28 protein-coding genes and 1 pseudogene are annotated in these 26,567 nt (G+C 58.4%); 18 read left to right on the forward strand and 11 right to left on the reverse strand.

The window, feature by feature from the left end; genetic code table 11:
* Positions 1 to 307 precede the first annotated feature (307 nt).
* The 4 genes from AC5I5I_RS21380 to AC5I5I_RS21395 all read right to left on the reverse strand — a co-directional run bounded on the left by AC5I5I_RS21380 (position 308) and on the right by AC5I5I_RS21395 (position 4,541).
* Positions 308 to 1,684 (reverse strand): mechanosensitive ion channel domain-containing protein, encoded by a 1,377-nt coding sequence (locus tag AC5I5I_RS21380; protein ID WP_495976411.1) that lies wholly within the window; start codon positions 1,682 to 1,684, stop codon positions 308 to 310.
* A 228-nt stretch (positions 1,685 to 1,912) separates the two neighbouring features.
* Complete coding sequence (locus AC5I5I_RS21385) at positions 1,913 to 3,526, reverse strand: DUF4142 domain-containing protein (RefSeq protein ID WP_495976413.1); 1,614 nt, start codon at positions 3,524 to 3,526, stop codon at positions 1,913 to 1,915.
* Between the two features lie 277 nt (positions 3,527 to 3,803).
* A complete protein-coding gene (locus tag AC5I5I_RS21390) occupies positions 3,804 to 4,214 on the reverse strand; it encodes an MgtC/SapB family protein (protein WP_495976415.1) in 411 nt (136 codons plus the stop codon).
* 153 nt (positions 4,215 to 4,367) lie between these two features.
* Positions 4,368 to 4,541, reverse strand: a complete 174-nt coding sequence (locus tag AC5I5I_RS21395) for a DUF1328 domain-containing protein (protein ID WP_495976417.1) — start codon at positions 4,539 to 4,541, stop codon at positions 4,368 to 4,370.
* A gap of 250 nt (positions 4,542 to 4,791) precedes the next feature.
* Between AC5I5I_RS21395 and AC5I5I_RS21400 the strand changes: the two genes are divergently transcribed.
* Complete coding sequence (locus AC5I5I_RS21400) at positions 4,792 to 4,968, forward strand: CsbD family protein (protein ID WP_495976419.1); 177 nt, start codon at positions 4,792 to 4,794, stop codon at positions 4,966 to 4,968.
* 284 nt (positions 4,969 to 5,252) lie between these two features.
* On the opposite strand, the gene AC5I5I_RS21405 is transcribed toward AC5I5I_RS21400, so the two are convergent.
* Positions 5,253 to 6,008 carry a LysM peptidoglycan-binding domain-containing protein gene (locus AC5I5I_RS21405; RefSeq protein WP_495976420.1) on the reverse strand — a complete coding sequence of 252 codons (756 nt, stop codon included), beginning with the start codon at positions 6,006 to 6,008 and terminating at the stop codon, positions 5,253 to 5,255.
* Positions 6,009 to 6,225: 217 nt separating this feature from the next.
* Between AC5I5I_RS21405 and AC5I5I_RS21410 the strand changes: the two genes are divergently transcribed.
* The 4 genes from AC5I5I_RS21410 (at position 6,226) to AC5I5I_RS21425 (ending at position 8,873) form a co-directional block, all read left to right on the forward strand.
* On the forward strand, positions 6,226 to 7,317 hold the full coding sequence (locus AC5I5I_RS21410; RefSeq protein WP_495976422.1) for a hypothetical protein: 1,092 nt from the start codon (positions 6,226 to 6,228) through the stop codon (positions 7,315 to 7,317).
* A 445-nt stretch (positions 7,318 to 7,762) separates the two neighbouring features.
* Positions 7,763 to 8,257 (forward strand): AI-2E family transporter, encoded by a 495-nt coding sequence (locus AC5I5I_RS21415; RefSeq protein ID WP_495976424.1) that lies wholly within the window; start codon positions 7,763 to 7,765, stop codon positions 8,255 to 8,257.
* Positions 8,146 to 8,403: an AI-2E family transporter gene (locus AC5I5I_RS21420; protein ID WP_495976426.1), complete on the forward strand. Its 258-nt coding sequence runs from the start codon at positions 8,146 to 8,148 to the stop codon at positions 8,401 to 8,403. Before AC5I5I_RS21415 ends, AC5I5I_RS21420 begins: the two co-directional genes overlap by 112 nt.
* 239 nt (positions 8,404 to 8,642) lie before the next feature.
* Complete coding sequence (locus tag AC5I5I_RS21425; protein ID WP_495976428.1) at positions 8,643 to 8,873, forward strand: hypothetical protein; 231 nt, start codon at positions 8,643 to 8,645, stop codon at positions 8,871 to 8,873.
* 104 nt (positions 8,874 to 8,977) lie between these two features.
* Here the strand turns inward: AC5I5I_RS21425 and AC5I5I_RS21430 are convergent, their stop codons facing one another.
* The gene (locus AC5I5I_RS21430) at positions 8,978 to 9,823 is read right to left on the reverse strand and encodes a YihY/virulence factor BrkB family protein (protein WP_495976430.1); all 846 of its coding nucleotides are present in this window, start codon (positions 9,821 to 9,823) and stop codon (positions 8,978 to 8,980) included.
* 10 nt (positions 9,824 to 9,833) lie between these two features.
* Positions 9,834 to 10,994, reverse strand: coding sequence for a L,D-transpeptidase family protein (locus AC5I5I_RS21435; RefSeq protein ID WP_495976431.1), 1,161 nt, complete (start codon positions 10,992 to 10,994; stop codon positions 9,834 to 9,836).
* A 409-nt stretch (positions 10,995 to 11,403) separates the two neighbouring features.
* Here AC5I5I_RS21435 and AC5I5I_RS21440 point away from each other — a divergent pair, with 409 nt between their 5' ends.
* The 5 genes and pseudogenes from AC5I5I_RS21440 to AC5I5I_RS21460 all read left to right on the forward strand — a co-directional run bounded on the left by AC5I5I_RS21440 (position 11,404) and on the right by AC5I5I_RS21460 (position 14,289).
* Complete coding sequence (locus tag AC5I5I_RS21440) at positions 11,404 to 11,913, forward strand: YciE/YciF ferroxidase family protein (RefSeq protein ID WP_495976433.1); 510 nt, start codon at positions 11,404 to 11,406, stop codon at positions 11,911 to 11,913.
* 118 nt (positions 11,914 to 12,031) lie between these two features.
* Entirely contained in the window at positions 12,032 to 12,346 is a 315-nt protein-coding gene (locus tag AC5I5I_RS21445; protein ID WP_495976434.1) for a PepSY domain-containing protein, read from the forward strand.
* 14 nt (positions 12,347 to 12,360) lie between these two features.
* Positions 12,361 to 12,974, forward strand: a pseudogene (locus AC5I5I_RS21450) (hypothetical protein).
* A gap of 684 nt (positions 12,975 to 13,658) precedes the next feature.
* Complete coding sequence (locus AC5I5I_RS21455) at positions 13,659 to 14,120, forward strand: ATP-dependent DNA ligase (protein WP_495976436.1); 462 nt, start codon at positions 13,659 to 13,661, stop codon at positions 14,118 to 14,120.
* The gene (locus AC5I5I_RS21460) at positions 14,047 to 14,289 is read left to right on the forward strand and encodes an ATP-dependent DNA ligase (RefSeq protein WP_495976438.1); all 243 of its coding nucleotides are present in this window, start codon (positions 14,047 to 14,049) and stop codon (positions 14,287 to 14,289) included. The genes AC5I5I_RS21455 and AC5I5I_RS21460 overlap by 74 nt, the downstream gene beginning before the upstream one ends.
* A gap of 168 nt (positions 14,290 to 14,457) precedes the next feature.
* Here AC5I5I_RS21460 and AC5I5I_RS21465 read toward each other — a convergent pair whose 3' ends face one another.
* The gene (locus AC5I5I_RS21465) at positions 14,458 to 14,643 is read right to left on the reverse strand and encodes a hypothetical protein (RefSeq protein WP_495976439.1); all 186 of its coding nucleotides are present in this window, start codon (positions 14,641 to 14,643) and stop codon (positions 14,458 to 14,460) included.
* Positions 14,644 to 14,987: 344 nt separating this feature from the next.
* Between AC5I5I_RS21465 and AC5I5I_RS21470 the strand changes: the two genes are divergently transcribed.
* Positions 14,988 to 15,206 (forward strand): hypothetical protein, encoded by a 219-nt coding sequence (locus tag AC5I5I_RS21470; RefSeq protein ID WP_495976441.1) that lies wholly within the window; start codon positions 14,988 to 14,990, stop codon positions 15,204 to 15,206.
* Between the two features lie 1,559 nt (positions 15,207 to 16,765).
* On the forward strand, positions 16,766 to 17,101 hold the full coding sequence (locus AC5I5I_RS21475; RefSeq protein ID WP_495976443.1) for a DUF6894 family protein: 336 nt from the start codon (positions 16,766 to 16,768) through the stop codon (positions 17,099 to 17,101).
* 1,245 nt (positions 17,102 to 18,346) lie between these two features.
* Here the strand turns inward: AC5I5I_RS21475 and AC5I5I_RS21480 are convergent.
* A complete protein-coding gene (locus AC5I5I_RS21480; RefSeq protein WP_495976445.1) occupies positions 18,347 to 18,574 on the reverse strand; it encodes a hypothetical protein in 228 nt (75 codons plus the stop codon).
* Between the two features lie 25 nt (positions 18,575 to 18,599).
* Complete coding sequence (locus AC5I5I_RS21485) at positions 18,600 to 19,022, reverse strand: hypothetical protein (protein ID WP_495976446.1); 423 nt, start codon at positions 19,020 to 19,022, stop codon at positions 18,600 to 18,602.
* A gap of 217 nt (positions 19,023 to 19,239) precedes the next feature.
* On the opposite strand from AC5I5I_RS21485, the gene AC5I5I_RS21490 reads away from it, so the two are divergent.
* Positions 19,240 to 20,100, forward strand: coding sequence for a carbohydrate porin (locus AC5I5I_RS21490; RefSeq protein WP_495976448.1), 861 nt, complete (start codon positions 19,240 to 19,242; stop codon positions 20,098 to 20,100).
* A 690-nt stretch (positions 20,101 to 20,790) separates the two neighbouring features.
* Here AC5I5I_RS21490 and AC5I5I_RS21495 read toward each other — a convergent pair.
* Positions 20,791 to 21,843, reverse strand: coding sequence for a Cj0069 family protein (locus tag AC5I5I_RS21495; RefSeq protein WP_495976450.1), 1,053 nt, complete (start codon positions 21,841 to 21,843; stop codon positions 20,791 to 20,793).
* Between the two features lie 456 nt (positions 21,844 to 22,299).
* On the opposite strand from AC5I5I_RS21495, the gene AC5I5I_RS21500 reads away from it, so the two are divergent.
* The 5 genes from AC5I5I_RS21500 (at position 22,300) to AC5I5I_RS21520 (ending at position 26,367) form a co-directional block, all read left to right on the forward strand.
* Positions 22,300 to 23,058, forward strand: coding sequence for a sulfite exporter TauE/SafE family protein (locus tag AC5I5I_RS21500; protein ID WP_495976452.1), 759 nt, complete (start codon positions 22,300 to 22,302; stop codon positions 23,056 to 23,058).
* 539 nt (positions 23,059 to 23,597) lie between these two features.
* Complete coding sequence (locus tag AC5I5I_RS21505; RefSeq protein ID WP_495976453.1) at positions 23,598 to 24,320, forward strand: sensor histidine kinase; 723 nt, start codon at positions 23,598 to 23,600, stop codon at positions 24,318 to 24,320.
* A 51-nt stretch (positions 24,321 to 24,371) separates the two neighbouring features.
* Positions 24,372 to 25,043: an RsbRD N-terminal domain-containing protein gene (locus tag AC5I5I_RS21510; RefSeq protein ID WP_495976455.1), complete on the forward strand. Its 672-nt coding sequence runs from the start codon at positions 24,372 to 24,374 to the stop codon at positions 25,041 to 25,043.
* A gap of 518 nt (positions 25,044 to 25,561) precedes the next feature.
* A complete protein-coding gene (locus AC5I5I_RS21515) occupies positions 25,562 to 25,858 on the forward strand; it encodes a YgaP-like transmembrane domain (RefSeq protein WP_495976456.1) in 297 nt (98 codons plus the stop codon).
* A complete protein-coding gene (locus AC5I5I_RS21520; protein ID WP_495976458.1) occupies positions 25,855 to 26,367 on the forward strand; it encodes a DUF2243 domain-containing protein in 513 nt (170 codons plus the stop codon). The genes AC5I5I_RS21515 and AC5I5I_RS21520 overlap by 4 nt, the downstream gene beginning before the upstream one ends.
* Positions 26,368 to 26,567: the final 200 nt, after the last annotated feature.

A 26,567-nucleotide genomic window follows, 5' to 3' on the forward strand; every position in this document is an offset into this window, starting at 1 on the left:
CAAAACGCTTGAAGACCAGTCGAGCGCCTTGGACGGACGGGTCGCGGTGTTTCAGCTCGACGCTGGCGCAGTCGCGGCAACCTCCCCCTTGTCCCCAGCGCCAGCCCGGAAACCGGTTGCGGCGTTCCAACGGAGCACTGCCCGGCAGATGCAGTCGGCCCTTGCCGCAGCTGTTGTGCGAGATAATGAATATTAGCCTCCTCGTCGCCGTTCGAGCGACCGACGCTGGCGTGGCAATCGCGCCGGCGTCGACATAAAGCCTTAGGCGCTCAATCGGGAGCCGGATCCGCGGATTGATGTTATCTATCTATTTCAAAAGATTTTCCTGTGCCTCAGGCACGGCACCTTTCGAATGCTCAGTAACCGCAGTAACATCGCTTGACAAATTGCCTTCGGCGCTTGTTGTCGGACCCGCATTTTCCAGGGCTTGTGGTGTCGTGACGGATGGCGATGTGGCTTTGGTCCGATCGGTTCCCGGATCTTGCGACGTCTTCTTTATCACGGTGACCGGTACGCCGTTCGGGAATACGACTTCGCGAGCAGGGTCAGGCAGGCTGATACCGCCGCTGACCAGAGCGTTTTTTGTCTGTCTTAAGAGCGCCGAGTTGATGCGATTGGGCGCATGGATCGCGCTGTCGAACCAGTAACTGGCACGCAGCGTTACCGTGGCAGCTCCGAGTTCCTCCAGCAATACAAGCGGCTCGGGCGCGGACCTGACTGCAGGGTGCTCCCGCAGAACATTCAGCATAAGCGACTGGGCCTCCGCGGCTGATGAATCGTAGCCAATGCCAACAACGAAAGTTGCGAGACGAGTCGGGTTGCTGCTGAAATTTGTAATAGTGCTTTTATAAACTGTCGCGTTCGGAATTTGGATGTGATTGCCGGACAGCGTTAGGAGAACGGTGCTCCGTGTATTCAGATTCTGAACGATGCCGGTATGACCCGCGATTTCGATTAGATCCCCGCTGCGGAATGGATTGCGGCTGCTTAGCAAGACGCTTGCGAGGAAGTTTTCCGCAATATCGCGGAAGGCAAAGCCTACGATAATTCCGAGGATGCCGGTGCCGCCCAGAATCGTAAGAGCCAGCCGGGTCAGCCCGGCGATCTGCAGGACGAAGTAGATGCCGAGAACGTAGATCGGGATTGTGAGCGCCCGGGCGAGGATGGACCGAAGCAAAGGGGATGCAACCCGATACACAAGGTAGCGACGAAATATCGCCGTGGCCGCCTTGGCGATCGCCCACGTAACCAAAACAATAAGTGCGGCAACGACTGCGACCGGCCACGATCTAACAGCCTGCCAGTAAATGTCGATCAGTTCGTTTGTGGCGCGCCCGAGCGTTGTTTCCACATCGGTGGCGACTTCGATGCGATTGACAACGGCGACGACATCTTGGGTGTTCTCGGCAAGAGCCCCCGCCCAACGTCGGTGCTCCTGATCTCTGGTGCGTCCGTCTAGAAAGGCGACCCCTTGAGCAACCGACACTTGGGGCCGCTCGAACCAGCCGGTCGATTGCAGGATGCCAGCCAGCCGCTTCGCGATTTCTGAGTCATTTGAAGCTGGGATTACAGGAATGGCTCGTTTCGGCGGGGGGGCAGTCTCCGCGGGGGGTTGTCCAGCGGTCTCCTGGCTGTGGGCCTGAAATGTGTAAATGGCCGCCAATGCCGGGAGAGCTAAGGCCACGGCGAGAACGACGCACCTAGAGATAAGGCTGGGTCTGCTAGAGATAAGGCTAGGTCTGCAGATCTCGCGCATTCCTAATTACTACCACTAAAGGTGAAGGGCATCACCGCACCCCGGACCGTACCCAAACGCTGGTTCCGTCCGAGAATACCCGACACCGTTGATCGAGGCGGTACCCATTGCTTGATGCGAATGCCGGGGACAGCCATCCCCGGCATTCGAAGCGTGTTACTGATTGATCTGCAGTCTCTGAGAGTCGTCCACCGACTGATAATTCGGGAGTCGCGTCTCCCAATCCGGCATATCGGAGATTTCCTGCTCGGTCAGCCCGCTAACAATGATCCTGTTGCCACGGTACCGAAGCCGGTCGAGCGGCAATGCGACTTCATCCTGGAACATTCCGAGGAAGCCGCCGTGTGCTAGAACTACATAGGTCCGGCCGGCGTCGCTCACGATCACATCATCGATCGAACCCAGATTCTGACCCCGAGCGTTGTAGATGTCCATATCCGTAAGCTGACCCGCCGTTAACGATCGGGTCTGCGCAGTCCCGCCGGAGGCGGTGGTCGCGGCTTCAGTTGCGGCATCGTCTTCAGCCAGCCGCCGGGCCTCACGATTCCATTCCTGACCGTCGGACTGCTGAGACGCGCGCTCCGATTGGGGGCGGGCGCGTTCCGACTGAGTACCGGAGCGCTGGCCTTCCGGGCCGGACTGTGACCGCGATTCATATCGTACTTTCGGCTCACTATCGCTTGGCTGATAGACCACCCTTGGCTCGCCGGTGCGTTGGTAGTCGACTTGGGGCTGCGCACGCTGGAACTCGACCTGCCGGCCTTCGCTATCCTGTTGTTCAATACGGACGCGCGGCTCCGCATTGGATTCCCGGAAGCGAATCTGCGGCCTCTGGACGTTGACCGAAACCTGCGGCCTCGCCGACTCGACGTTGACGTCCGGGCGGGGCATGCGAACGATGACCTCCGGCGGCGGTTGCTGGATCGTCACCGTCGGCGGAGCTTGGCGGACCGTGATCTGCGGCTGAGGCTGACGCACGCTGACCTCTGGACTCTGCCGGCGAACCGTCACTTCCGGCGACCGCTGCTGGATCTCGAGCGTATGCCGGTTGCTCTGCTGGTACGGGGCATTTCGCGAAAGCTGGTTACGTGATTGCCGGTTCTGAGCCATGTCCGACCGATTTTGTCCGGCAGCTACGCCGCTTCGTTGGCGCAGCTCATTACGGAGCTCTTGGGCCGTGCGCAGATGCTCTTCCAAGGTCGGCAACGTGGATTCAGCGAACTCGAGGAGGTCCTCATTTGCCTTCCCCGATTCGCCAGATGCCGTCGCCTGTCCTGATTGCGCTTCGTTCTGATCGATCCAGTTTCGATACAAGGAAATCGCCTGGCGATGGGCCCGGATCTGCATGCGAATGAACTGACGGTCGAAATCGTTTCCAGATGCCTGCTGCAGGCGGTCCATCATACTGGAGTGGCGCTGATCAAGCTCGGCCTCCGGCGCGAGGTCGCCGGCCGCTTGCTTAAGACTGGAGCTCGCTTCCCAGTGATTCCTCACCATTTTGCGCGCGAAATCCTTGATCGAGTCATCGTTAGATTTGGATGCCGCCAGACGGCCAGATCGAAGCTCAAACAGATTTCCGATTGCAGCCTGGCGGACGAATTCAGCAGCGCTGAGTTCACGCTGCCTCTGATATCGCTGTTTATAATTCTGCTGTTGCTGGGACTGTACCACGGCATTGGCGTCAGGTTTTTGCGCGGACGCGGGCGCCGCAGCCAGCACTAGCGCGAGTGCCGCTGTTGAGTTGAGGATCGCAAATTGGGTTCGTTTCATCTTGTTGCTCCTTGAGCGATTGGCGCTAAAGGCAGAGGGCGCTGAGCACGTGCCTCTGCGAGGGCGCATCGACAGACGCGAATCACGGTCTGGCGAATACCTGGGCCAATCGATGTTTGGGGATAGAGTTCGTACACGTGGCCTTTTGAAGCAGATATTGTGAACGAAAATCAACACGGATTAATCGGGCTTGGGTAGCGCCTGCTACGCATCGACACGCTCGCCCCGCTTTAGACCGGAACAAACGACGATCCCTTTGACGCTCGAGAGTGTGCAGTCAGTGTTTCATCAGCGTGAGAAGCCGCAATGTTAGAAATGTGAAAAGTGAAATGACGATGGCTACATCATATCTGCCGAGGGCGACGGCAGTGCCGATTGCCCCCGTGGCCCATATGCTGGCCGCCGTTGCAGTGCCATGAACGGAATTGCCATGCTTCAAGATTGCCCCTCCGCCTATGAAGCCAACTCCGGTGATGACACCTTGTACGACACGCGCAGTAGCATCCGGCGACACAGATATCATTACCTCGGACGCCTGGATGAATCCGCAACTTGCTATCGCGACCAGGGGAAAAGTTCTGAGACCGGCGCTGCGCGCCTCCTGCTCGCGATCCCATCCTATCGGAAAAGACAGCCCGTAGGCCGCGGCGAGGGCGAGCGCCTGGGGAAATGGTGCAAAATCGTTCACGCGCCTGCTCAAGATAAACTCAAGATACCAATCCGATGCTGTTTGACTTGCAGGGCAAGCCGAACCCAAACCGCCCGCACGGTCCACCGCGAGAGGCAGCTCGAAGTGACGCACCTCTCGCCACCATTCACGCGGCGCGCTCCGGCCGGGAAATCAAAAAACCAATTGACCGGTCAGGAGCGCGAAAATCACGAACATCACTACGATTGCCAAAGCGATAAAGAAGAGCCATTTCGCAATTTTCGCGGCGCCGGTGGCGATCCCCGTAAATCCGAACACGGCTGCAACAATCGAAATAATAAAAAAGACTAACGCCCATTCCAGCATCTTTGCACTCCGCTGAAAAAGGGCCAACCGACGCTTTCCGCGACAGTTCCGTGGATGAGCACGACAGGATGCCGCACCCGTCCTTTCGTGCTCCGCTAGAAGCGTGGGTGATTGCCGGGGCTCGACATTCCACGGTTCGACCCGTCGGTACTGAAGCTGTCGAGCTCGGGCGCGCAAGTTGGTTCTAGTGTTTGTGGAACGGAGGCGAGACGCGCTCGTTGGCTCCATATCTGCAACCGAGGAGCGCTTCATGGACAAGGACCGAATCAAGGGCAGCGCAGAGCAAGCCAAAGGCAAAGTGAAGGAAGTCGCTGGGAAGATCACTGGCGATGAGAAGACGAAGAATGAAGGGAAGCTAGAACAAGCGGAGGGCAAAGCCCAGAACACTTGGGGCAGCGTCAAGGACACCGTAAGAGGCGAAGAATAGTTTGGGTTAGGCAATAGCGAGAATTTCTCGCTATCGCCTTTCGGCGAAGAAATCAGCTCAGGATAAGAAAGCGGCGACCGAAAAAAAAGCGCAGCTATCGAATACACCCAGTGCGACTTTCTTCCGTCTCCATTTGGAAGATGGCGAGCCGATGAGAATCCTCGTACGAGGGTTGAAGGAAGTTGGAGATCACGACACCAGTCAGCCCAACGTTCTTCGCCCGGCGAGGTACGGGTCGTCTGCAGCTTTTCCCGAGTGTTGGACTGGGGCCGGCCGCGACAGCCTCAACGGCGGTCTCGTCGCTTTTCAACTTTAAAAACTCCGGACCGGACAGCCACGTCGATCTCACGATTGGCGATCACGAAGATAAAGTCGCGCTCAGGATCGGCCCATTGCGGCAATAAGACCGTGGTCTGGAGGGTGCCTTCGGCGCTGGTTCTGCCGGATTCCAGGATCCGAAATTCGCCATCGGGTGCACCACCGGCCATCGCGACGCGCTGGTTCCGGGGCAGTCCGATCGCCGATAACGTAACAGGAGTGCCGGGAGAGCCTGTCCTGATCGACAGCGATATCTGGGCGTCGGTGTTCTGGAGGCCAGGGACGTTCAGTCGCTCCCCGAGCCGGCGGACGCGCTGGTGCAAATCTGGATTCTGCGCAATGAACTGCTCGACGGATTGCTTAAAAGCTTCGGCGCCACCTTCGAGCGTTTCACTTGCTTCCTCAGCATAAGACTTAAACCGCCCCAACAGGCTGTCCTCTGCTGCACGCGTGCGCTGGGCTGCGTCATTGTCCGACGGCGCTGCCAGGTTCAGTATCATTCCCGCGCGCAAGTCTTTCGATCCCTCAATGTTCGGATTGAGGGCAAGAATTCGAGTCTCTGTGACATCGCAGCGCTCGGCAAGGCTGCTGAGAGTTTCGCCTGCTTTGATTTGAACCTGGTTGTTGCACTGGGCTGCGGCGCGCTCGGTCAGCCCGGCCGCGATCACCAGACAAAGCCCAAGGATAGATAGCGGCGAATGCAGCTGCGTTGGATAGCTCACGAGGAAATATCCTTTTTGTAATTTCACCGGGCTAACCGGTCCTTGGTACGGAAGTTCCGCCGGTTGGGCTGCGCCCTGCGGATGTAGCTGAATCGAGCCGCCCGAGCTCCTGTGAGCTGCGCCCGCTACGGTCGAGGCTGCCGAAATCATGCATCTTTTCGGGCGTTGGCGTGTTGCATCAAGGACTGTGTCTCTGATCAAATTTATGGGATCGGCCATGAGCGAACCAGCGAAAGTGCCGGACGGAAAGCCAAGCGCGCGAGACGTCGTCCTGCGCGCCGCAAAGCAGCCGGTCGTGATCGGACTTGCGGCCCTGGCGCTGTTCGGTTGGGTATTGGCAGTATATTTTGCATGGTCGGGCGCCAGCGAGCAGCGGCAACTGGAAGACCGGTTGGCGCAGGCTGAGGCTACGCGCGCGAACCTTCGCCAGGAGCTCCAGGCCCATCAACAAGCCACGGCGACTCTAGCCGAGATAGAGGGCAGGCTTGCGACCCGCAAAGAGGAACTGGCGGCGTCCGAAAAGGCTCTTCAGGATCTGACGCCCCGCGAGCAGGAACTAGAGAGGATCCAGGAGCAGCTTCGATCGGCCGAGACCGAGCGTGAACAAGCGGAGCGGAAATTATCGGCAATCCGCCAAAGCGCCGAGCAGGAGACACAGGCGCTGGATGAAAGTCGAAAGCGCGCTGCTGAAGCCGAGGAAAACATATCCGCCAATCAGAAGGAACTGGCGGAGATAGGTGAAAGGCTCGAAGAGGCGCGGCAGCAGGAATTGGCAGCTCGAAATCGGTTGAAGGCCCTCGCCGATGATACCGCGGCCATGACCAAAAGGCTTGCCGAGGGTGAAACATCATTGCAGCGGTCGCGCGAGGCCCATGCCAAGATTCAACGGGAGGCGGTCGAGTATCAGCAAAGGGTGACCGAGCTTAGCGATCGCCAGCAAGAACTCGATCAACGCGTTCGGCAATTGGTGCAAGCGGAGAAAGCCGCAGTCCAAAGCTCCGAACAGGCGCAGCGCCGCGTCAACGAACTTCAGGCCGACCTTGCCAACTTGAACAGCACGCTGGCCCAGCGGAACGGCGACCTCGCGGCTATCGAAGGCAGTATCCAGACCGCTAGAAAAACGCTCGCGGAATTGCAGAAGCGCATTGCCGAGGCGCATCGGAAGCTGCTTCCGGCGGACGATAATCAGACAAGCGGGCAACCATCGCAAAATGCTCCGAAAACGGACGTGCGGCGGCCGGATAAAACGACGTCAACGCCAGTAGAGGAGAACCCCGCAGGCGGTGCCGCTCAGACCTCGGACCATTAGAACGCATCGCAGCCTGATGGCTGCGCATGGCCTCAGGTTTGCTTCTGTCTGCGGCACAAGAGGAGCGTATGAACGATCTGTTGCGTGTGGCGCCTCGGACGGGTCCCGGGCTTGCTTTTGTGTTTTCAGCTGCGGTCGCCGCGTCACACGCATTCCTACTGATATTCGCCGGCATGCTTTTCGGCGTGCTGCTTGACGCCTGCGTGCGCGGTATCGGGTATGTCCTGCCTCTGCCCCGTCCCGCGACTGGGTCTTGTCACTGTTTCGATCGTAGCGCTGCTCGCGCTTGCAACATGGTGGGCAAGTACGTCCATGGTTGCAGAGTTCGCGAGCCTGTATGCCGTGATTAACGATCAAATCACCTATCTGCACAACCGAGCCAAGGAGCTCGGATTGCCGTTCGACGCGGCCTCAGGCGACGCCAGCAATATGCTGTATACTCTTCTTGGACACACTGGGGCATGCCACCCGCGCTCTGTCATTTGGCATGGGGGCCTTGGTAAATATTGTAGTTATATTTATCATCGGCATTTTTTGGGCTGCGAACCCGACCGCCCACCGCGAGGGGATCGCTTTGCTGTTTCCGGTTAGCCAGCGATCGTTGTTGCGCATGACGCTCGACGAAATCGGGGAGGTGTTGCGCTGGTGGCTAGCCGGTCAGCTTGCCGCCATGGTGATCATCGGTGTGACAGTCGGGACGGCGCTGTTTCTTCTGGGTGTGCCCGGCGCTCTGCTGCTCGGTGTTCAGGCGGGAATTCTTGGGTTCATCCCGTATTTCGGACCGTTGTTGGCAGCAATGCCAATTGCGCTTGCCGTCATGCCAAGGGCATGCTTTGGCTTTCTACGGTCATGCTCATTTATACGGGCATCCAGATTATCGAGGGCTATCTGCTCACCTCGCTTATTCATCAGCGGGCGGTGTCACTTCCGCCTTTGTTGACGCTCTCGGCGATGCTGGTGTTGGGGGCGCTGTTTGGTATTGCAGGCGTTATATTGTCTACACCGCTTGTCGCAGCCACGCGCGTTGCCGTGCTGCGCCTGCACGTAGACCGGCTCGCGTTGGAGAACGCCAGTGAAATCAAATGACGCATGGAATGCGCAGGCGGAATAATCTCCTGCGCGGTCGGTGAAGCGCCCGCTCTGCAGACCGGTTGCCACGGTTTCGACAGAAATTTGCAGAAGCGTCGCCCCAGAAAGTCGAGTTTCGGCCGCGGCTACACCCCTGCGTTGATTTGCATCATGGGCAGCGCGAATTGCCATCGGTTAAAAAGCGACGAGCGAGGCTGCGTAACGATGCGGCCGTCGAGGAATCCTGGAGGTGGGTAATGCGTACTTACAAAATCACCTTCTACAAAAACCTACTGAGTTCGGACGGGCACCCTTTCAGATGTCCGCAACAGGTGATCGTTTCGGAAGGTCACACGTCTGCCGAAGCCGTAGATGCCGCGAAACGCGAGTTTGCAGGCCAGTGGAAGGTTCGTGACTGGCGTCAGCATGCTGATGAGTATGACGTGGCGATGCAAGATCGAAGCATGTCGCTCGAGGGAACGGCTTAACACGAAATGATCCGGGCGCAGCCGGGAATCCCGTTGTCGCTAAAGACAAAATCCGTCGCGCCTTGGGTTGCAAGGGATCGCTGCTGACTGCCCCTCGGTCCGGGTCAGGCCTGAGCGCCCATCCTGGATTGAACGTGCGCATCCACTTCTGCGCCAAGCAGGACCGAGACCGCCGAGAGCCAGGCCCAAATCATAAGAGCGATCATTCCGGTCAGCGATCCGTAAACCAAGCCCAAATCTGCCACCATGGCGAAATACCACGACAAGGCGAACGAACTTATGATCCACGCTAGCGCCGCCACGGCGCCGCCGACGAGACTTCCAGTCCACAGTGAATTGCGGCGGGTCGGACCGAGGCGATAGGTCAGCCCAAAAGCACCGGCCGCGATCAAAAAGAAGAGCGGCCAGCGTATCATGTCAATTAAAGGGGCGGCGGAGCCTAAAGCCAGTTCATCCGCAAGCGGAACAAACACGAAGGTGGCGACGGTTAATGCAATGAACAGCACGGCGGCGACCGTGGCGGCGAGGCTATAGAGCGTAAAGCGAATGAAACCGCGCCGCTCGACTTGGTCGAAAACAACGTTTAGCGCGTCCAGCAGGCCCTTAGTGCCCTTGTTTGCGCTCCAGATGAAAAGCCCGACCCCGGTGACCCATCCCACCGTGCTGCCGCTCTGCATCATGCTGCCGCCCTGATTGACCAGGCGTTCGGTCTGCTGCTTCAAGATTTGGCCTGCAGGCTGCGGGACGACATCTTCGAGCGCCTTGATCGTGGCCAGCATGTCCGCGGGACTCGACAACACACTGTACAGCGCGACGGCTGCGGCCATTCCCGGAAAGAGCGCCAGCACAAAGAAAAAGGCTACTCCGGCGCCATTTGCGGAGATGCGGTCGTCGCGGCTCCGCGTCCAAATCCCTTTCACCGTGCGTTTCGCTGCTACCGCAATAGTCAAACGCGCCTCTCTAGTCGGAAGCGGAACCGGGTTCCTCGACAAAATGCACGGGCAGATCCGCTGAGACAGAGCGCGCAAGTGTCTCGGCGTCCCAGTTCGTCAACCTGACGCAACCATGCGATGAGGTTTTCCCGATCTCCGCCGGATCCGGACTGCCGTGGATCCCGTAGCTTTCCTTGGACAATTCGATCCAGATGGTGCCGACGGGATTGTTCGGCCCCGGCGCGATCTCGAAGGCCTCGGACGCCTTGACCCCCGCGATGTCATTCGATGGCTTGACGGTGTAGGTGGGATTCTCTGCGACCGCCTCGATCGTCAGTTCGCCGGAGGGCGCCGGGCGCTGTTCGCTTCCAACCGTGGCGGGGAAGGCGGCCAGCAGCTTTCCATCCTCATCATAGGCACGCAACTGATTGATCGACTTGATGACTTCAAGTTTGGCAATGCCGGAAATATTGTCGTCCTGTCGAATATTGGCCACCAGGACAGGGGACCCGGCCTTGATGTCTCGGCCCTTGTTCAAACTGTCGAAGAAGTCCTGGTCCATGTGATAGGTCTCGGCCAGCTTCTCGGAGGCGTCGCGATAACCGAGGCGCTCGAGATCGCGCTGTTCGTCGAGGCTGTCTGGAATCTCCTCGGTGAAGGGGCCCTCGATGTCCACGTCTTCGATAGTGCGCTCTGTCACGACCTCGTCGGGCGCATCCTTGACAAGCGCGTCCCATGTCTCGCTGTCGATGGTATCCGTATCATTCTCCGCGATGTCGTGCGCCTCGCGAAAGGCGCGCAAGGCATTCTCGACATTCTCTCCCATCCGCCCGTCGATCACGCCGGGCGAAAAGTTCGCTCGGTCGAGCAAAATCTGCACTTTTGCGATCATCGCGCGAGGGTTAGCACCGTTATCCGGCTCAGCCTCATTGATCTGCTGTGCGGACGACGCCACAGCGCCGGAACCGAACGGGGCCTGGATTGCGACAAGCGCTAGGGGAAGGATCAGGGCACGGAGAATACTGGCCATGGCAGGCCTCCCGGAACGATGTGATGAAGTACCGATTGCTGAAATCTTGCTGGGGCAACCGCCAACGTGCGGAATAGTGTCGCCGACGAGAAAGACATAGCGTCGCATCGCGACTGCGCTAACCAAGGCGGATGACCGTGAGCGGGAGGCGCTGAGCAAGCGATGTCTGTGATCGCAGTTCCCATCCATCCCGAACAACTCTTTACTTTTAGTCGTCCCCGAATTGAGCGGTCCGTCCCGACGGCAGTCGGTGCGCAGGCAACTCGATCGCGGCCAATTTAAAACGGCTTGCGGGTGCGATACGTTTCTACAATTTCCCCTGGCCGCGCGCGTAGCAGCGGCCTCACCGCAGACCTAACGGCGAAATCGCAGGCCAACCGAGCCAGCATTGCGAGTGATCCGCCGACGCTGAAAGGGCGCGCCGTCAGCATTGCTGGTACTCAGCGCTGACCGTTACTGCCGCGACGATCCGAACGGCTTTAGCAGATGGAGAGCATTGCCTGGAACAAAGAGGCCCGCACGAGCGTTCTCGATTGTTGTTTCAAGCATTGCTAACGGAGACGCTCATATGGCCAAGCAGCCAAAAGTGCTGGAAGACCTCTTCCACGACACCCTCAAGGACATCTATTTCGCAGAAAAGAAGATTCTGGCGGCCCTTCCTAAGATGGCTAAAGCTGCGCAGAACTCGGATCTCAAGGCTGCTTTTGAAAAGCACCGCGAAGAGACAGCCGGTCAGATCCAGCGCCTCGATGAAGTGTTTGGGCTGATCAATAAGAAAGCTCAGGGCAAGACGTGTGATGCGGTTCTCGGCATTCTCAAAGAAGCCGAGGAGATCATTACGGAGTATAAGGGTTCTCCTGCCCTCGATGCCGGTCTTGTCTCATCCGCCCAGGCTGTCGAGCATTACGAAATATGCCGTTACGGGACGCTTTGCACTTGGGCCGAGGAGCTCGGTTTGGAAGAAGCGAAGACGCTTCTCGGTGAGACCCTTGAAGAGGAAGAATCCACGGATGAAGCTTTGTCGGAATTGGCTGAGACCGTGGTCAATCAAGAAGCACGTGCCGAAGCTGCGGAGTAGTAGTCAGAGGGCCGACTGCCGAAGAGCGCTTCAAAGGTTGGCTGCCCCCAGTGTCTGAGGGAACTAAGCCTCTTTGCGCCCGTTATTTCTGGCTTTACTGACATAGGAGATGACTTCCATGCGAGCATTCTTTGCACTTGCTGCTTCTGTCGCGCTTATTACCGCGGCCCATTCTCAACCTAAACCGGCAAACCCTGATCCGGCTACGCCTGCGGTTACAACACCTAACGCACCGAACAACCCGGGCGCCCCCGCGGCCGGCGCTAACAGCTTTACTGAAGGTCAAGCGAAGTCGCGCCTCGAAGACAACGGCTTTTCAAACGTCAGCGACCTGACAAAAGACCAAAACGGCGTCTGGCGCGGTAAGGGCAGCAAGGGAGGAAAAACAGTCGATGTCAGTGTCGACTATCAGGGCAATATCACACCCCGCTAAGAAGGAAATCAATAATGACGACAACCATTTCGCGGCTTTACAATTCGCATCGTGAAGCGCGTGCAGCTGTTCGCGACCTCGAAGCAGCCGGAGTTAGCCACGGCGACATAAGTATCCTCGTCAGCAATGCTGACAATTCGTATGACGAGAAGAAGGAACATTTCCCGATCGCGATTTAGATGGCAACGATGACCGCGTAGAAGCTGCGGGCACCGGAGCTGGAATAGGAGCGGTCGCCGGCGGAACCGTGGGTGCGTTAACGGGTCTTGGATTGATGGCGATTCCGGGAGTAGGTCCGATTGTAGCGGCCGGTTGGTTAGTCGCTACATTGACCGGCGCAGCAGCGGGCGCTGCCACGGGCGGTCTAGTAGGAGCCCTTACCCAAGCCGGCGTTTCTAATGAAGATGCTGAGGTCTATGCGGAAGCTCTTCGGCGCGGTGGCGCGGTGGTGAGCGCTCGTGTTGATGACAAAGACGCCTCACGTCTACAATCCGTTATGGATCGGTCTTCAGTGCGCATTACAGACCGCGCGGCGGCCTACCGGGCTAGCGGCTGGAGGTCCTTCGATCCAGCCGCGGCGCCTTATAACGCGGAGCAGGTTCGTAGAGAACGTGAATTATATCGCTAACACCACAACAACACTAAGCCCCGGTTTTAGCCGGGGCTTTTTTCACCTCAAATTATGCCGTTATGCGCGCTGAGCCCAGTTGTCAGTAAGATGGGTTAGTCATCCGATGTTTGTTTTCTTTTCAAACCGTCTCGGTTGCTTAGGATCTCTGGCGATATCGGCGGTGTTAACTCTCATCTTAATAAAAGCGTGTACCGGTTAGACATCTAAGAAAACCACTAATCAGCAGACTATTTTCGATGAGGGCAACGGTCAAAACGTCCCTGACCGCCGTCGTGCTCTCGGTTAGATGAAAGCGCGGCCGGTCGTCCACGCGGCCACCGGCCCGCCCTATACCTTGAGCCCGGCCCTCAGAGACGCGAACATTACGACGTCAGCTGGTAAGTCATCCAGCCGGGCCCGTTCCATGATTTCCTCGGCGAACTCGGCCGACACGTCCCAAGCCCGGCCGGCCTCAAGATCGACCTCTAGCACCTGCACCGGCCCGGAAACTCCCCTCGGATGAGTAGGTTGAGCACGGTCCCGCGGTCGGCAGCGTCCGGGTCAGTTTCACGGTAGGCCCGGCCAATCTTCGGACCATAATCGCACAACACGAAATAAATCGGGCCTCCCGTAGCGGGAGCGAGGGGCGGTGACGCTGCCATACTTGAAAATTCCGACGCTACTGCACAGACTCCGGCCGACATGCGTTGGACGAAGCGTAAAGAGAACGGTCGCTGGCCGGCCGAAGTTCCCAAGCCCTCAATTCCCACCAGAGCGGAAGCGGTCCCGACCGAGCCGGAGTGGATCCACGAGGTGAAACAGGATGGCTACCGGCTGCTTGTGAGGCGGTCCGGAGACGCCGTCCAAGTCTTCACCCGCGGAGGCTATGACTGGACATCCCGGTATCCCGCGATTGTGCAGGCGGCGCTCCGCCTGCCGGCCAAGCATTTCGTGATGGATGGTGAGGGCGTGGTCGAGGGCGAGGGCGGCTTCGGCGAATTCAAGCTGTTGCATTCCCGCAAGCACGACAGGCGCTGCCAGTTGATCGCCGTTCGACCTGCTGCTGCTTGGCGCGCTCGACCTGAAGGCGATGCCGCTCGAGATGCGAAAAGACCTCCTGGCGCAATTGCTGGAAGGCTCGACCGGCGGCGTGGTTTATGCTGAGCACATGGAAGGCGGGGACGGCGCCGCGATGTTTGAATTCGCCTGTCGCATGGGTCTCGAGGGGATCGTCTCCAAGCGTCGCGACAAGCCCTACACGTCCGGCGACTGCAACCACTGGATCAAGGTCAAGAATCCGGATGCGCCGTGGAAGGCTAGGCTGGCTGAGTGAGCTGATCGTCCTCTACCGTCTGCTCGATCTTGCAGGCATCGCACTGAACCCGGGCAGGTCGCGCTCCGGCGGCAGCTGCGCCACCTGCGCCATGGCCTTGCCGCAGCGAGGGCAAGCGACGTTATGTCGGTCGCGGCTGTGGTGGTGTTTCGGACATCGGCGCCGGCGTCAGGTCGGTTGGCGAACGTCGAAACGTTTGATCAGGGTCTCCCCCTCCCAAAGCTCGAGTTCGTGATCGTTCGAGAATTTCGGCGCGCGCTCGATCGCTTCCTCACGCGTCGCGGCCTCGAAATCATGCGCGCGGATGAAATTCCCATAGCGCCCCACGATAAGAATGCGAAAGACCGGCATCATGTTTTCCCCCTCCCTCGACAGAGCAGCGAAGAGGGGACGCCGCCACCTGTCAAGACGGGCAGCCGGTCGTGCCGCCGCGAGCCCACGAATCACGCCGCCCAGCCTCGAGGATGGCCCGCCGGCTCGATGTTATGCTGTAGAGGTTGCAGATACCGCGATCCTGCAGGAAGCGACGACGTGACTGAGCGCGCGACGTGCGGAGTTGTGATACAAGTGTCGCGACGCCACCCGCGATTGCCAACCTGGCGCTGCGCCGGGCGCACCGCTGCCTTGCAGAACTTGCGCTGTATCAATGCCGGAGCCGATGCTCTACTCCAAAGGCCCGCCACAACGAGGTCTCGGCAATGTCTCTATGGCGCGAAAAGATTTTCCCTGCAGCGGGCGCAAAGCAGTCGGCAGATCGCGGGGTCTACAAAATCGTCCGCGCCGACGATGCAGGACGGCCCTTTCACACCTTCACCGCAGCCAATGATGTCGAAGCGCGCCAGTTCGCCCGCCAGTTCATGAAGGGAAATGGGTCCGCCGAAATCTGGGCCGGCAATAAGCTCATCGACGTGATCTAGTTGTCGAAATCGCGGCGGATCGGGTCCGATAAGATGCCAGGATTCTAGTAGATGCCGGGGCTCTGGCCTGCCTCTACCCCGCAAGCACTGGATCAAAGTCAAGAATCCGGATGCGCCGTGGAGGACGCGGCTGTCGGAAACCCGACCCCGGTCAGCTAACCAATCTGAGCCGGAACACCCTTGGGCCCTGTTTCGGTTCCGGCCGGTTTTGCCGACCTAATTTTCTCGACCGCTGATTAATTTTTGGCGCCCTTTATCCCAAGTGAACCTGAGACCGCAGGGCGTGGACCAAAATCCTTTGATCGACGTGCCTGATATGTCGGTCCACGGCAAGAGTCCGAGCTGAGCTCCCATTGCGGGCACGGCGGCGGCCAGTGCGGGGTTGGTTTAAAATTCTGCGCCATTGAAAGGCTGGCCTAAGGAGACCCTTGGCTTCAGAAAAGCCCTATGAAAAACGCCGCCAGCCAGCGAACACCCCCGGCGACTGTTAGGTTCCGGCGCAAACTTCATAGACGCGATACGTCGGCATGACGCGAGACACCCCAACATAGGCGGGAGCACGGCAGCGTCTCTCAGCTACCGATGCCTATCGTCTGCCGCCGATCGGTAATAAACACTTGCACCTCTTTTGCTGAAGTCGAATGTAATAAGACATATCGGATCAAACTTGTCGCACCGCAGCGCCGCGAGTTGAGTAGTTTTATCCTTAATGAGCTGGTGAATGCGCTCCGCGGTCGATGGGTCTAACCCGCAGTCCAAAAGCCTGCGCGCCCGCTGGACTTCGTAGGTCAAATCTTTGCATGATTGGCACATAAAGCTCACCGCTGTTGGACGGGAGCAAATGCGCTCTCAGTCACCGATAATGGCCTAGATTCGCGCGGTGATCGTTTTAGAAGCGTTTTCCGGCAAACCTGTTCCATAAAATAGTCTGCGAGAATAACTTATTTGCGCCGGGGGCGCTTAAAGGTCGGTCCGCTGCCTGAACTGCTTGGGGTGAACGTGCCGACCCATTCGTGATCTTCAGGAAGTTCCTCAACGAGTTTCACTACCGTCCATGCGGCCTCGCGTCGGTCTGCCGACACGAACTCGCGAGCCAAGGTGCGTTCTTTGGGGCCTAAAACTAGGCGCGATATTTGAGCAAATTAGTCCTGATTTAAGAGGCATCGGGGCTAAGCCCGTCCCGGCTTGCTTTCATCTTGGGAAATCGGGCGGGCCGGGACGGGCAGCGACAGGACTGGATGGACTGTCGCATGGCGTGATTATAGGACAACGAAAGGGCTTGCCGCACCAAATGCCGAAGCTCAAGTCGACACGTACGCTCTACTCGTGGACCACATGACAAATCGGGATGCGCTGTGGAAGGCGAGGGTGGATAAGCGTTGATCCGGGAACGACCAGCAAGGGACTCTGTTATCCTTGCGCTATGCAGAATCGCGACAAATTGTCTGACGCCGCCCTTGGACTGTTCGCACTGCTCTCGTTGGGATTTGTGAGCGTGATCCTTCTCGCGCCGACTAGCGTGAAGATTCCAGTTCCTGCCGCGGACGGAGCAGCCGGAATTGGCAGCCGCGCTGGTCCGCTGGCTGATCAAATCAGTGTCCGCGGCGAATCGGTTGCAAGTCGCACCGCAACGACCCCGCCCAACCAAGGCCGTTAGATCACGAAAACTACAGGCAAGCTCATTGCCCCGATATTATTTCGACTACCTGGATCATCCGGATCTCTGCGACCACGCTGGCGCCGATCTTCCTAATGATGCAGCGGCTAAACAAGAAGCGATAGCGCGTGCGCGTGACGCCAAAAATACTCACAGTCTCGTGGTTTTCAAGGAGGCGGATGAGATTGCTGTTCGCAGGGAAGGAGGCGAACACTTCTTCAAGGCTCGAATACGTTGAGCTTTAAATTTTCACCCTCCCTTCTGCACTCAACCCCTCAAAGCTTCTCTTGAAGGCTGCCGCCGCTTCGTCCAGCGATGGTTCTTATCCCCATAATCTGCACGCCTTCTGCCCGGTGTGCATCGTGGTTGATATAGATCGTCCAGCGATACTTCACCTCGCCTGCAAAGGTGCTGCGATAGATCCTGCCGACCGGGACGCCCTTGTAATGAGGTTGCCAGTCGTCGGCTTGCGGATCGGAGAGGCCGGTGCGGCGGAGGGTGTAAATTGCCTCAAACCCGCCCGAGAAGCTGATCGTTAACCCTGAAGGATTATCAATTCTGACAATATTCCCTTTGAGCCATTACTGCAGGCATCCATTGATTTTTTCCCGGTATACGGGGGGCGTCTGGAGGGGCGCTAATGCTAAAGTTAGCGAGCTATCTCTATGACATACATGGCGCGGGTCGGGTCTGGGCCAAAGCTCAACACCTGCCAATCCAGGTGCCAAGCCAAGCGTGAAATGAAGCGTGCCGGACAACGAAAATAAGCACGTAGTTGCGCGTTCTATCGTCAGGGCGCCCGTTCAGGCTGAACGCGCCACACCGCAAAAGACTCCGAAGTATTTCAGCTAGGGGTCGATACGGGTTTTCGCGTCAGTCAGCTAGTCGATTTCCAACGTAGTCTCTTTTTGGCAGTCCTCGCACCAGTAGCCGGCGATGGCGGGCAAGGTGTCGGTTGGCGGTAAATAGGCCCGCACGCGCAGCCTTGCCTTGCATGCAGGACAATCCATTACTGGTACGTCGTCCATTTTTGTACGCTCCACGAGTCGATCGACCAGCAATGCCACCAGAAAAAGCTCGCGCTGGTCTGTCGAGGGGACCGGGTGACCAGAGCGAGCCCGGCGGCCCCGTGGCAAACGCAGCCGCCGACTGCGAAATCGATTATGCATCAACCAAGTCCCCGAGCCCGCCCCGCCTCGCACCATGGGATTGGGATCGCTTGGCACGACACGGACAGCGGCCACGATTGTGCCTTGATACCGTTGCCGGGGCTTATGACTCCTAACGGAGGTTTTGGTTCCGCAGGGGCCCCGTCAGAAGAGAGCCCGGTAGAACCGAGACTTAGAAAATGAGCTTAGCGGGCTGGGTGCACATCACACGGGAACAAAAGCCGGCCCTATAATTCCACATTCTAATCCATGTGGAACATTAAAGCATTTGGCAGGCGTAGCAGGAACGGATGCCGAACTTTTCATGCTCGCCACTAGGCGTATGGTGGAACGTCAACCAGCATGGCAATGAGTCGTAGCAATGCTTTTTGCTCCGGCCCGTCACCTTGCCGCAAGAACTCCCCCAGTTCGAGATGAGACAGGCGCCCGCCGGACGGGCTGTTTGGCTGGTAAATAACAAAGGCGCGGCCGTCACCTGGCTCGCGCCCAAGGTACCAGGAATCGCCATTGGGGCTTCGATATAGTTCGCGCCGTTCGGTCATAGCTGGCTTGCCTTGTGTCGCGTCACTAGTCCAAACGGAAAGCCGTGTTCAGCACGATGAGGGCAATAACGGCCGGCGTGAGAATGATCGCAAAGCGAAGAAACGCCCAACCGGCGCCTTTTGCTTCGAGTAATCGGTCAACGATGTTGAACATGACCAACCTATAGCAGGGGACGGACGTCGTTGCGCGCACCACCTCGCCAGCACTCTGCGAAAGCCCGCTTCGCCGCATCCTTGCTTTCGGCCCTACCATAGAACGGCCGGCGGCCCTTCGCCTCGAAGAAATCGAGGCCCCAGACCATTCGTTCGGATTTCCTGGTGCTACCGTCTGGCGGAAGATGCGGCCGACCTTCTTGCCCGTATAGACCAGCACCACGTCGTAGTCATCTGCGGACCAGTCGCCGCCGCCGCGGTTCTCGTTTGCAGAGATCAGTTTGAGGCTGGTCATCGTATGAGATTAGCACGGCCGCCCGGGTCGTCCTGGGGATCCGTGGGAGAGGCCGGTGCGGCGGACGATCGTCTCCAAGCGAAAGGACAAGCCCTATTGCTCCGGCCTCTGCAAGCACTGGATCAAGGTCAAATCCGGATGCGCCGTGGAAGGCGAGGCTGGCGGAAATCGCACTTCTGAATGATACTTCAGTTTTGGGCAGCTTGCAGCCGACGGCGTGAGCAACTACGCGAGGATCTTCATCAGCAACGACTGGCCGACAATCCTTGGCGCCAACTTGCCGGCAGGCGGCCCGGCCTATCCATTGTCGACACCGGGCGTGCGGCTTAGATTCGACCCCAGCCCGCATTGGTCGATATTGGCCGCGGTGTTCAACGGCGATCCGGGCGATCAGGCAACCGTCAATCGGCACGGCACGAACTTCCGCGTCAACGATCCACCTCTGGTAATGGCTGAACTACAGTACAAGTATAACCAGGAAAAGGACTCGTCGGGCCTGGCCGGAATTTTGCGTCTGGGCGGCTGGTATCATTTCGGCAAATTCGACGATTTGCGCTTTGACAATCTAGGCCTTTCCCTTGCTGACCCACTCAGCAGCGGCATCGCTCGACAGTATCTGCGAAACGGCGGCGTGTATGGTATTTTCGATCAGCAGATCTTTCGTCCCAAGGGCGGCGACGCCGATAGTGGGATCAGCCTATTCGGCCGCTTTGGCGCAACGCAGTCAGATCGCAATCTCGTCGATTTCTTCTTTGATACCGGCATTGTGTTCGCCGGGATGTTGCCCGGACGGCCGGCTGACAAGTTTGGCGCCAGCCTAATCTACGCGCGCATGTCGAGCGTCGCGGGCGCCCTGGACTACGATGCGATCGCGTTTTCCGGTGAAATGCAGCCGATCCGCGACTATGAGATGCTGCTGGAAATAAGCTATCTGGCGCAGATCAGGCCCGGTTGGACCGTGCAACCGGTATTCAGTATGTGTTTCATCCAGGGGGTAACGTACCGGATGCCGCAGATCCGGCCCGCGCCGTTCGCAGCGGTGCCTTGTTGGGGGTCAGAAGCACTGTCGCGTACTTAAGCTCCAAATCCAGAACATGACTCAGGCATTACCTGATCCGGCGCTCCGTCAATCCGCTCGGGCCTAAGTGCAGTGGTTCGGCTGGCAACCTTGCCCCATGCCATGCTCAGCAATCTAATCAAGCTTCACTACCACGCCGGTGGACATGTTACGAAAGGCGCCGTTGGTTGGGACGTGAAGTGGTGCCGGAAAGCTGACATGCCATCGGCCACCCCGGGGAGATCGGACCCCGCGCTCATTAAGCGCTTTCGTCGGGGCCCCGATGCTTGGTGATCCCCCATTGCGCAGCGTTTTCAGGAATGGCAATAGGGCGCGGACATATTGGTCCGCCGCCGCCGACTGCACTTTTCGGCCAAGTTCGGCCCGAAAATGTCCAAGGCGTCCGATGGTCCAATAGGATCGGAGACTTTCTGATGGCCGAAAGCGATCGCGATTGGATACCAAGTCGCTTTTGAAGCCCTCAAGTGGTTGGGAGACCGAGGCAGCACCTCGGGTCCCTCCGGGCAGCCACCTCATGGGGTGGGGCTCAGCGTCACGGTTCGGTAGCTGCAAGCCAAAGAATCAAGGTTAAGTCGGTTAAGTCGGTTAAGTACGGCAAGTGCCGCCTGGGCGTAGCGCACAATCTCTCAATCGTAGACGTCCTTTTCTGACCCAAAGCGGACATGAGCCTCAGCTACCGCAATCTGGATGCTACTTCTCGCTCACAGATCCGATTGTCTTCAGTCGGTCGGCTACCCCCCGGGCAATGTCTACCGCCGCTTCGTCCGGGATCGGGAACACGGAGCTGACGTTGATCTCACCCAGCACGTAGCTTTCCGAGCCGTCGGCGCCTGCAGGACCGAGCATGAAATCCGCGTCCCAGATCATTGGTAGATCGCGCGGCGAAATGTCGAGCAGGGACATTAGCTGCGGCGTCCACTTGTCTTCCATCAGCCGGCGCAGGTGCTGGAAGCGCGGCTCGGACTTCGAGCTGTAGCGGCGCGGCCCCGCTTCGGCACGCGCAGCCGGCGAGTCGACGAGTGCCTTCACCTTCTGATAGCCGAAGCCTGCGCAACGATCGCCCGCCATATAGCAACGCACGACGCCTTCATTCAGTCGTGCCTGGAACGGCTGATCGATGACGAAGCCGTCCTCAAAGTATTCGGCACACCGTTCCACAAATTCGTCGAGGGCCGGATTCTCGGATGCGTCTTCGGTTGCATCCAGCACGCGGATCATCTGCCCGGCGGGTGTGCCGGCCAAGGCTTCGACCTTCCAAACGCCCTGACCACCATTACCGCGATTGCGCTTGATCACGCGCGGACCAGTGTGGAGGCGAGCCGGCAATTCGGAACGCATCGCCTCCGCTGATCGATAAAGGACCGTGTCGCATCCCCAGCTCATCGTGCGGGTGCGATACAGCACCTCCTTGGTGCCCATCTTCGCGATTACATCGGGATGCGTGCTGACCCAAACGCCGCGCGACGCGACGTCGCGCAGCAACGCGTCCAGATTGGCGCGATCACGCCCCTCGTGAATCGGGTTGACCCAGACTAGCACCCCATCGAGTGTTGCGAGCTGCTCGCCCACGGCACTCAACACATCGTCTTCGTAAACCACTGGTGTCGCTGCGACGCCTACGTCCGCAAGCGCGGCGAAGATGGCACTGAAGCGGCTGGTCTCCGGCGTGGCCTTGCGGCGTGCTGTTTCGTCGCCGCGCCACAAGACAGCGACACGGCCAAGGCAAGTCCTGGCTTCAGACATTTCCTGGCTCCTCAATCACGGCGGGCTCCTGCCCGCGTGTTAACGCGAACATGAGCAGGGCTTGGACGAGGAACCGTCTTCTGGAAAGCCGGGAGCCTGCGATGCCCCGACGTCCGATACATATACGTGGCATTGCGCGCGATCAAGTTTCGCAACCAATGATCGCTTTCCGCAGTCGAAGACGTCCCCGGTGAACCTGCCCGTGAACACAGCGTCTTACGTGTTGTGACACGGCGAATTATCAGCTAATGAACTCGTTGGCGGGGCCATCGACGGTCGCCCCGTTCTGCCAAGGCTCGCGAGGCCCAAGCACCGTCTCCTTCGCAAGGGGGGGACCATGGCTGCCGCGCCCTAGGTTTTCAAAAACTCTGACATTTGCTGAACAGGGGACATCGCGGCCTCCCCTATAGATGGATTCCATCCAAGCGCTGCTCGCCTCAATCGTGGGAGCGGGCCATGGATGGCTTTGTCCTTTTTCTGTTTCTGTTCGCCGCATTCCTCGGCGGTTTTGCGTCGGGTCTCGCCGGCTTTGCCATGGGCTTTGTGGTATCCGGCATCTGGCTACACCTCATAACTCCTCTTCAAACAACCGCGCTGATCGTCGGCTATGGACTTTGGACACAGGGTTATGGCGTCTGGAAACTTCGGCGCTCGCTGAGTTGGCGAAACGTCGCGCCATTCATCATCGGCGGGATTATTGGTGTTCCGATCGGCACGCTGCTTTTGACCTATGCCGAACCGGCGTATCTGCGACTCGGCGTGGGCATGCTGCTGATCGCTTACGGCCTCTACGGTTTGTCGAAGCCGGCATTCAAACCGGTGCAAGCCGAAATCGCAGTCGACAGCGGAGTCGGGTTTGCGAACGGCGTACTTTGCGGGCTGACCGGCCTGCCCGGATTTATCATCACGGTCTGGTGCCAAATGCGCGGGTGGAACAAGGATGAGCAGCGCGCGGTATTTCAGCCTGTGATGCTGGCGGCCATCGTCATGACCGCAATATCGCTCACCGCGGGCGGTGCGATCACTGCGGAAACCGTCAAACTGTATCTGCTCGGACTGCCCGCGCTGTTGGCCGGGCTCTGGGCCGGATTTAGACTGTACGGGAAACTCGACGATGCGGCCTTCCGGAAGGTTGTCCTGCTGCTCCTTTTGATCGCGGGGCTCGCGCTCACTGCCGCTGCAGGCTGGCCGATCTTGCACGCTGGGTGGGGGTGACACTCGTAGACGTCGCGCGTGATGTCTGCTTTTGAACAAAGCGGACATCTTAAAAATTCCATATCGTCCCACGCGAGATAGCACGAGACCCAGTCAAGCTCCGGCGCAGGCGCAGTAGGTCGAATTGAAGTAGCGAAACGCATCCCCTAGGGGGTACGGCCGTTCACTACGCGAGCGCGGCAAAGGTGGATGGGTCTATTACGCGTCCGAGCCCCGGGCGCAAATCACAAACTTGCGCACGGACCATGCCATCAAGTGGCAGAAGATCCGAACCGCATCGGAGCAAACCACGCTGCCATCAGAGCTTCTGAAGGCTAGGCTGGAGTTCCTTTCTTCTCGGGGATAAGTTTTCTCCCTGTGCTGGAACCTCGCGTCATTCCTGGCGCTTGAATCTCGCGTGCGGCGGACGCGCCGGCACGTGCGCCGGTCCCTCCATTGTCGCCCCCGGTAGTAGAACCACCGTTGGTTCAGGCCGATCCGGGAACTGATTACGATTCGCCGATGTTCATATCGGACCAAAAGCGCATGGGAACAACGTGATGGAGAGTGACAACCCTGTCGGCTCTTCGGCCTCTCAACAGGCTAGGGAAAAAGACAAAGCCCTAATCGGGCGCCTTCGCGAAACTCTCACTGAGGCTGGAATGAGGTGGGACGATCACGTCGCCACCGAAAAAATTCAAACTGCGCTTATTGCCGAGCTTCATCATCGGATCAAAAACAGCCTAAGCGTCGTAACGGCGATCGTGTCGCAAAGCTTGCAGCATGCTGATACGCTGCCGCAAGCGTCAGCAGCCATCCTGGGACGACTTCAAGCTCTAGCAATCGCTCATGACTTACTGCTGCGGAACGAGTGGCTGGAAACGAATGGAAGAGTTATCATTGAAGAGGCAGTTGCAGCCTATCGCGGACTGGACAATTCATCTCCGTACACCTTGAGTGGCGAAGACTTTACAATCGGATCAACGTCGGCCGTATCTCTTTCGATGATCCTAAACGAGCTTAGTACCAACGCGATTAAATATGGCGCGCTCTCAGTCAAGGACGGCATGGTCTCTATCGTTTGGAAGCAAAGTGATCGTTTCGTTTTGGTCTGGAAAGAAACTGGTGGCCCCAGCGTAAAGCAGGTGCAGCGCAAAAGTTTTGGGTCGCGGCTGATCGAGTCTGCGCTGCCGGGCCAATTGAAGGGTCAAGCGCGTATAGAGTATGAAGAGGATGGGGTTAGGTGCACGATTGATGTTCCAACGGAGACACTGCTCCAGTGAGCTTCAACCTCTCGCGAATTGTCGCGATAGTTTGTCCTGTTGGGGTAAAAGTTGCCCAAAGCGAACTCTCTCCGACTTGCAGAATTTATACGTGCTAACACCAACCCTATCGTCGAGGAGTGGGCAAAATTTGCGAAGACCCGCACTCCGGCCAGCGACAGCATGACTCACTTGGCCCTGCAGGATCATATCGTAGAAGTCCTCACTTTCGTTGCTAATGACCTCGAGTCTCCGCAAACTGAAAAGGAGCAAGTCGAAAAATCCCAAGGGTTAGGCCGAGCGGATGCGGAGGCTGACCGGAGTGCCGCCAAAACTCACGCTGCTCTGCGGCTGGCCGATGGGTTCGATATTGAACAGATGGTTTCGGAATATCGGGCCTTGCGCGCAAGCGTCCTTAAGCAATGGGCGTTCTCCAAACCGGCACTCTCTTCGACAGATTTGGAGGACATGACCCGCTTCAATGAGGCTATCGATCAGGCGATGACAGAGTCAGTCGCCGAGTACACCATGATGATCAATAATTCACGGGACACGTTTCTCGGCGTGCTCGGCCATGACTTGCGGGATCCGATCGCGGCGGCGCTCATGGCCGCGCGCCGAATGACGCAGCACGGCGCGTCAGACCCCAAGATAAACGTGATGGCTGGTCAAATTGCGCAGACGATGGAACGACCACCTCAATCCTGGACGACCTTCTCTGACGCGCTCCGCCTTCGGATCTGAAATGCCGCTTCGGCGAACACGCATGGACATGGGCGTGCTCGGGCTTCAAATCGTTGAGGAAATACGATAGGCCAAGCTGCGCACTGACGCTATCGTAGTCGTCATGGACCGGAAAGCCCAAAAACTGTTGAACAGGTTTGGTGACGCAAGCATTAGGCGCATGGCTCAGAGCAACGCGAAGGAGGCTCCGACACAGCCACTGTTTCACTACACCACCGAAGCGGCTCTCTACAGCATTTTGAAATCGGAAACGTTCTGGTTTACCAGCATCTACCACATGGATGACGACGCGGAGCTACATTCACTTAAGTCGAGGTGGCTCACGATCCATTTTGGGTGCGACTGCAACCGGGGGAACCGTTTGGCGTTGTGGGTTCGGAAGCCTCAGATGCAGAACACCAGAGAGCGGGTGCCGGCCCACACCGATCGTGCCGTCACTGAACGGATCCGGCGAGAAACAGAGGAACGGGTTCAGTTTCTCAGCGAAAACCCATACGAGATTCGGAGCTGGACGAGGAGTGGACATTGAACGCGCGATTGAGGCGAATGCGGCGGCGCTCGCTTTCGCCGGCATGACTCTGGCGCACGATAAGCGCTGGCTGATCCTGCCCGGCCTGGTAACGGCTTTCCTGTTCCAGCACGCCATCCAGGGCTGGTGCCCGCGGGTCCCCATCCTGCGTCGTCTCGGTTTCCGCACGGCGTACGAGATCGAAGAAGAGCGGCGAGCCCTCCAGGCGGTGCGGGGAGATTTCAATAACCTGCCCCATGTGAGCGCCAGAGGGCTTGCTGCCTTGCAGATCGCTCGCTCCGCATGACCGCCGTCTCCGATCGCGTCACGAGCCGCCATTTTCCACTTTCGGCGGGCGTGTTCTTCGGTCTCGGCCTGGGCGGATTTTTCGATGGCATTATTCTCCATCAGGTGCTGCAGTGGCATCACATGGTGAGTAGCTGGCACCCGCCGCATTCTGTCGAAAACCTCAAGTTCAACACGCTTTGGGACGGCCTTTTTCACAGCAGCACTTACATCTTCGTCCTGATAGGACTGTTTATCTTGTGGCGCTCGGCCCATCGCCAGCATCTCTACTCGTCCACCAAGCTCCTGATCGGATCGATGCTGATCGGCTTCGGTGCTTTCAACGTGGTGGAGGGCATCATCAATCATCATCTCTTAGGCATTCACCACGTCAACGAGACTGTGCCACGCGACCAGTGGCTTCTCTGGGACATCGTATTTTTGGTTTGGGGCGCTGTCGCTGGCTGCTCGTCCGGGCGGGACGCAGAACCGAAGCGCAAGTTCAACAAAGTCATCCAGCCCGCTAGATGAAAGCAGGGATAGCAATGCAACTCTAGCGCAGTACGAAGGCCAAAGTCGCCGCTGCGCCGGTTAACAACGCTGTCGCTAGGATCCAGAGCCAGGATGTTGGATAACCTGTAGCGCGCTCCGGGCCAGCAAAACCGTCTGGCCTCGGGAGCTCCTGCCCAGATGCCAGTCTGATCTGTTCCGCCGAAGGCGGATGTCCTCCG

The sequence above is a fragment of the Pseudorhodoplanes sp. genome, from assembly GCF_059499825.1.

Bases quoted from the DNA above. Each gene is read 5' to 3' on its own strand.
- AC5I5I_RS21385 (WP_495976413.1), bottom strand. From the start codon at position 3,526: ATGAAACGAACCCAATTTGCGATCCTCAACTCAACAGCGGCACTCGCG.
- AC5I5I_RS21395 (WP_495976417.1), bottom strand. From the start codon at position 4,541: ATGCTGGAATGGGCGTTAGTCTTTTTTATTATTTCGATTGTTGCAGCC.
- AC5I5I_RS21400 (WP_495976419.1), top strand. From the start codon at position 4,792: ATGGACAAGGACCGAATCAAGGGCAGCGCAGAGCAAGCCAAAGGCAAA.
- AC5I5I_RS21410 (WP_495976422.1), top strand. From the start codon at position 6,226: ATGAGCGAACCAGCGAAAGTGCCGGACGGAAAGCCAAGCGCGCGAGAC.
- AC5I5I_RS21420 (WP_495976426.1), top strand. From the start codon at position 8,146: ATGCTTTGGCTTTCTACGGTCATGCTCATTTATACGGGCATCCAGATT.
- AC5I5I_RS21425 (WP_495976428.1), top strand. From the start codon at position 8,643: ATGCGTACTTACAAAATCACCTTCTACAAAAACCTACTGAGTTCGGAC.
- AC5I5I_RS21440 (WP_495976433.1), top strand. From the start codon at position 11,404: ATGGCCAAGCAGCCAAAAGTGCTGGAAGACCTCTTCCACGACACCCTC.
- AC5I5I_RS21445 (WP_495976434.1), top strand. From the start codon at position 12,032: ATGCGAGCATTCTTTGCACTTGCTGCTTCTGTCGCGCTTATTACCGCG.
- AC5I5I_RS21455 (WP_495976436.1), top strand. From the start codon at position 13,659: ATGCGTTGGACGAAGCGTAAAGAGAACGGTCGCTGGCCGGCCGAAGTT.
- AC5I5I_RS21460 (WP_495976438.1), top strand. From the start codon at position 14,047: ATGCCGCTCGAGATGCGAAAAGACCTCCTGGCGCAATTGCTGGAAGGC.
- AC5I5I_RS21465 (WP_495976439.1), bottom strand. From the start codon at position 14,643: ATGATGCCGGTCTTTCGCATTCTTATCGTGGGGCGCTATGGGAATTTC.
- AC5I5I_RS21470 (WP_495976441.1), top strand. From the start codon at position 14,988: ATGTCTCTATGGCGCGAAAAGATTTTCCCTGCAGCGGGCGCAAAGCAG.
- AC5I5I_RS21480 (WP_495976445.1), bottom strand. From the start codon at position 18,574: ATGACCGAACGGCGCGAACTATATCGAAGCCCCAATGGCGATTCCTGG.
- AC5I5I_RS21485 (WP_495976446.1), bottom strand. From the start codon at position 19,022: ATGACCAGCCTCAAACTGATCTCTGCAAACGAGAACCGCGGCGGCGGC.
- AC5I5I_RS21495 (WP_495976450.1), bottom strand. From the start codon at position 21,843: ATGTCTGAAGCCAGGACTTGCCTTGGCCGTGTCGCTGTCTTGTGGCGC.
- AC5I5I_RS21500 (WP_495976452.1), top strand. From the start codon at position 22,300: ATGGATGGCTTTGTCCTTTTTCTGTTTCTGTTCGCCGCATTCCTCGGC.
- AC5I5I_RS21505 (WP_495976453.1), top strand. From the start codon at position 23,598: ATGGAGAGTGACAACCCTGTCGGCTCTTCGGCCTCTCAACAGGCTAGG.
- AC5I5I_RS21520 (WP_495976458.1), top strand. From the start codon at position 25,855: ATGACCGCCGTCTCCGATCGCGTCACGAGCCGCCATTTTCCACTTTCG.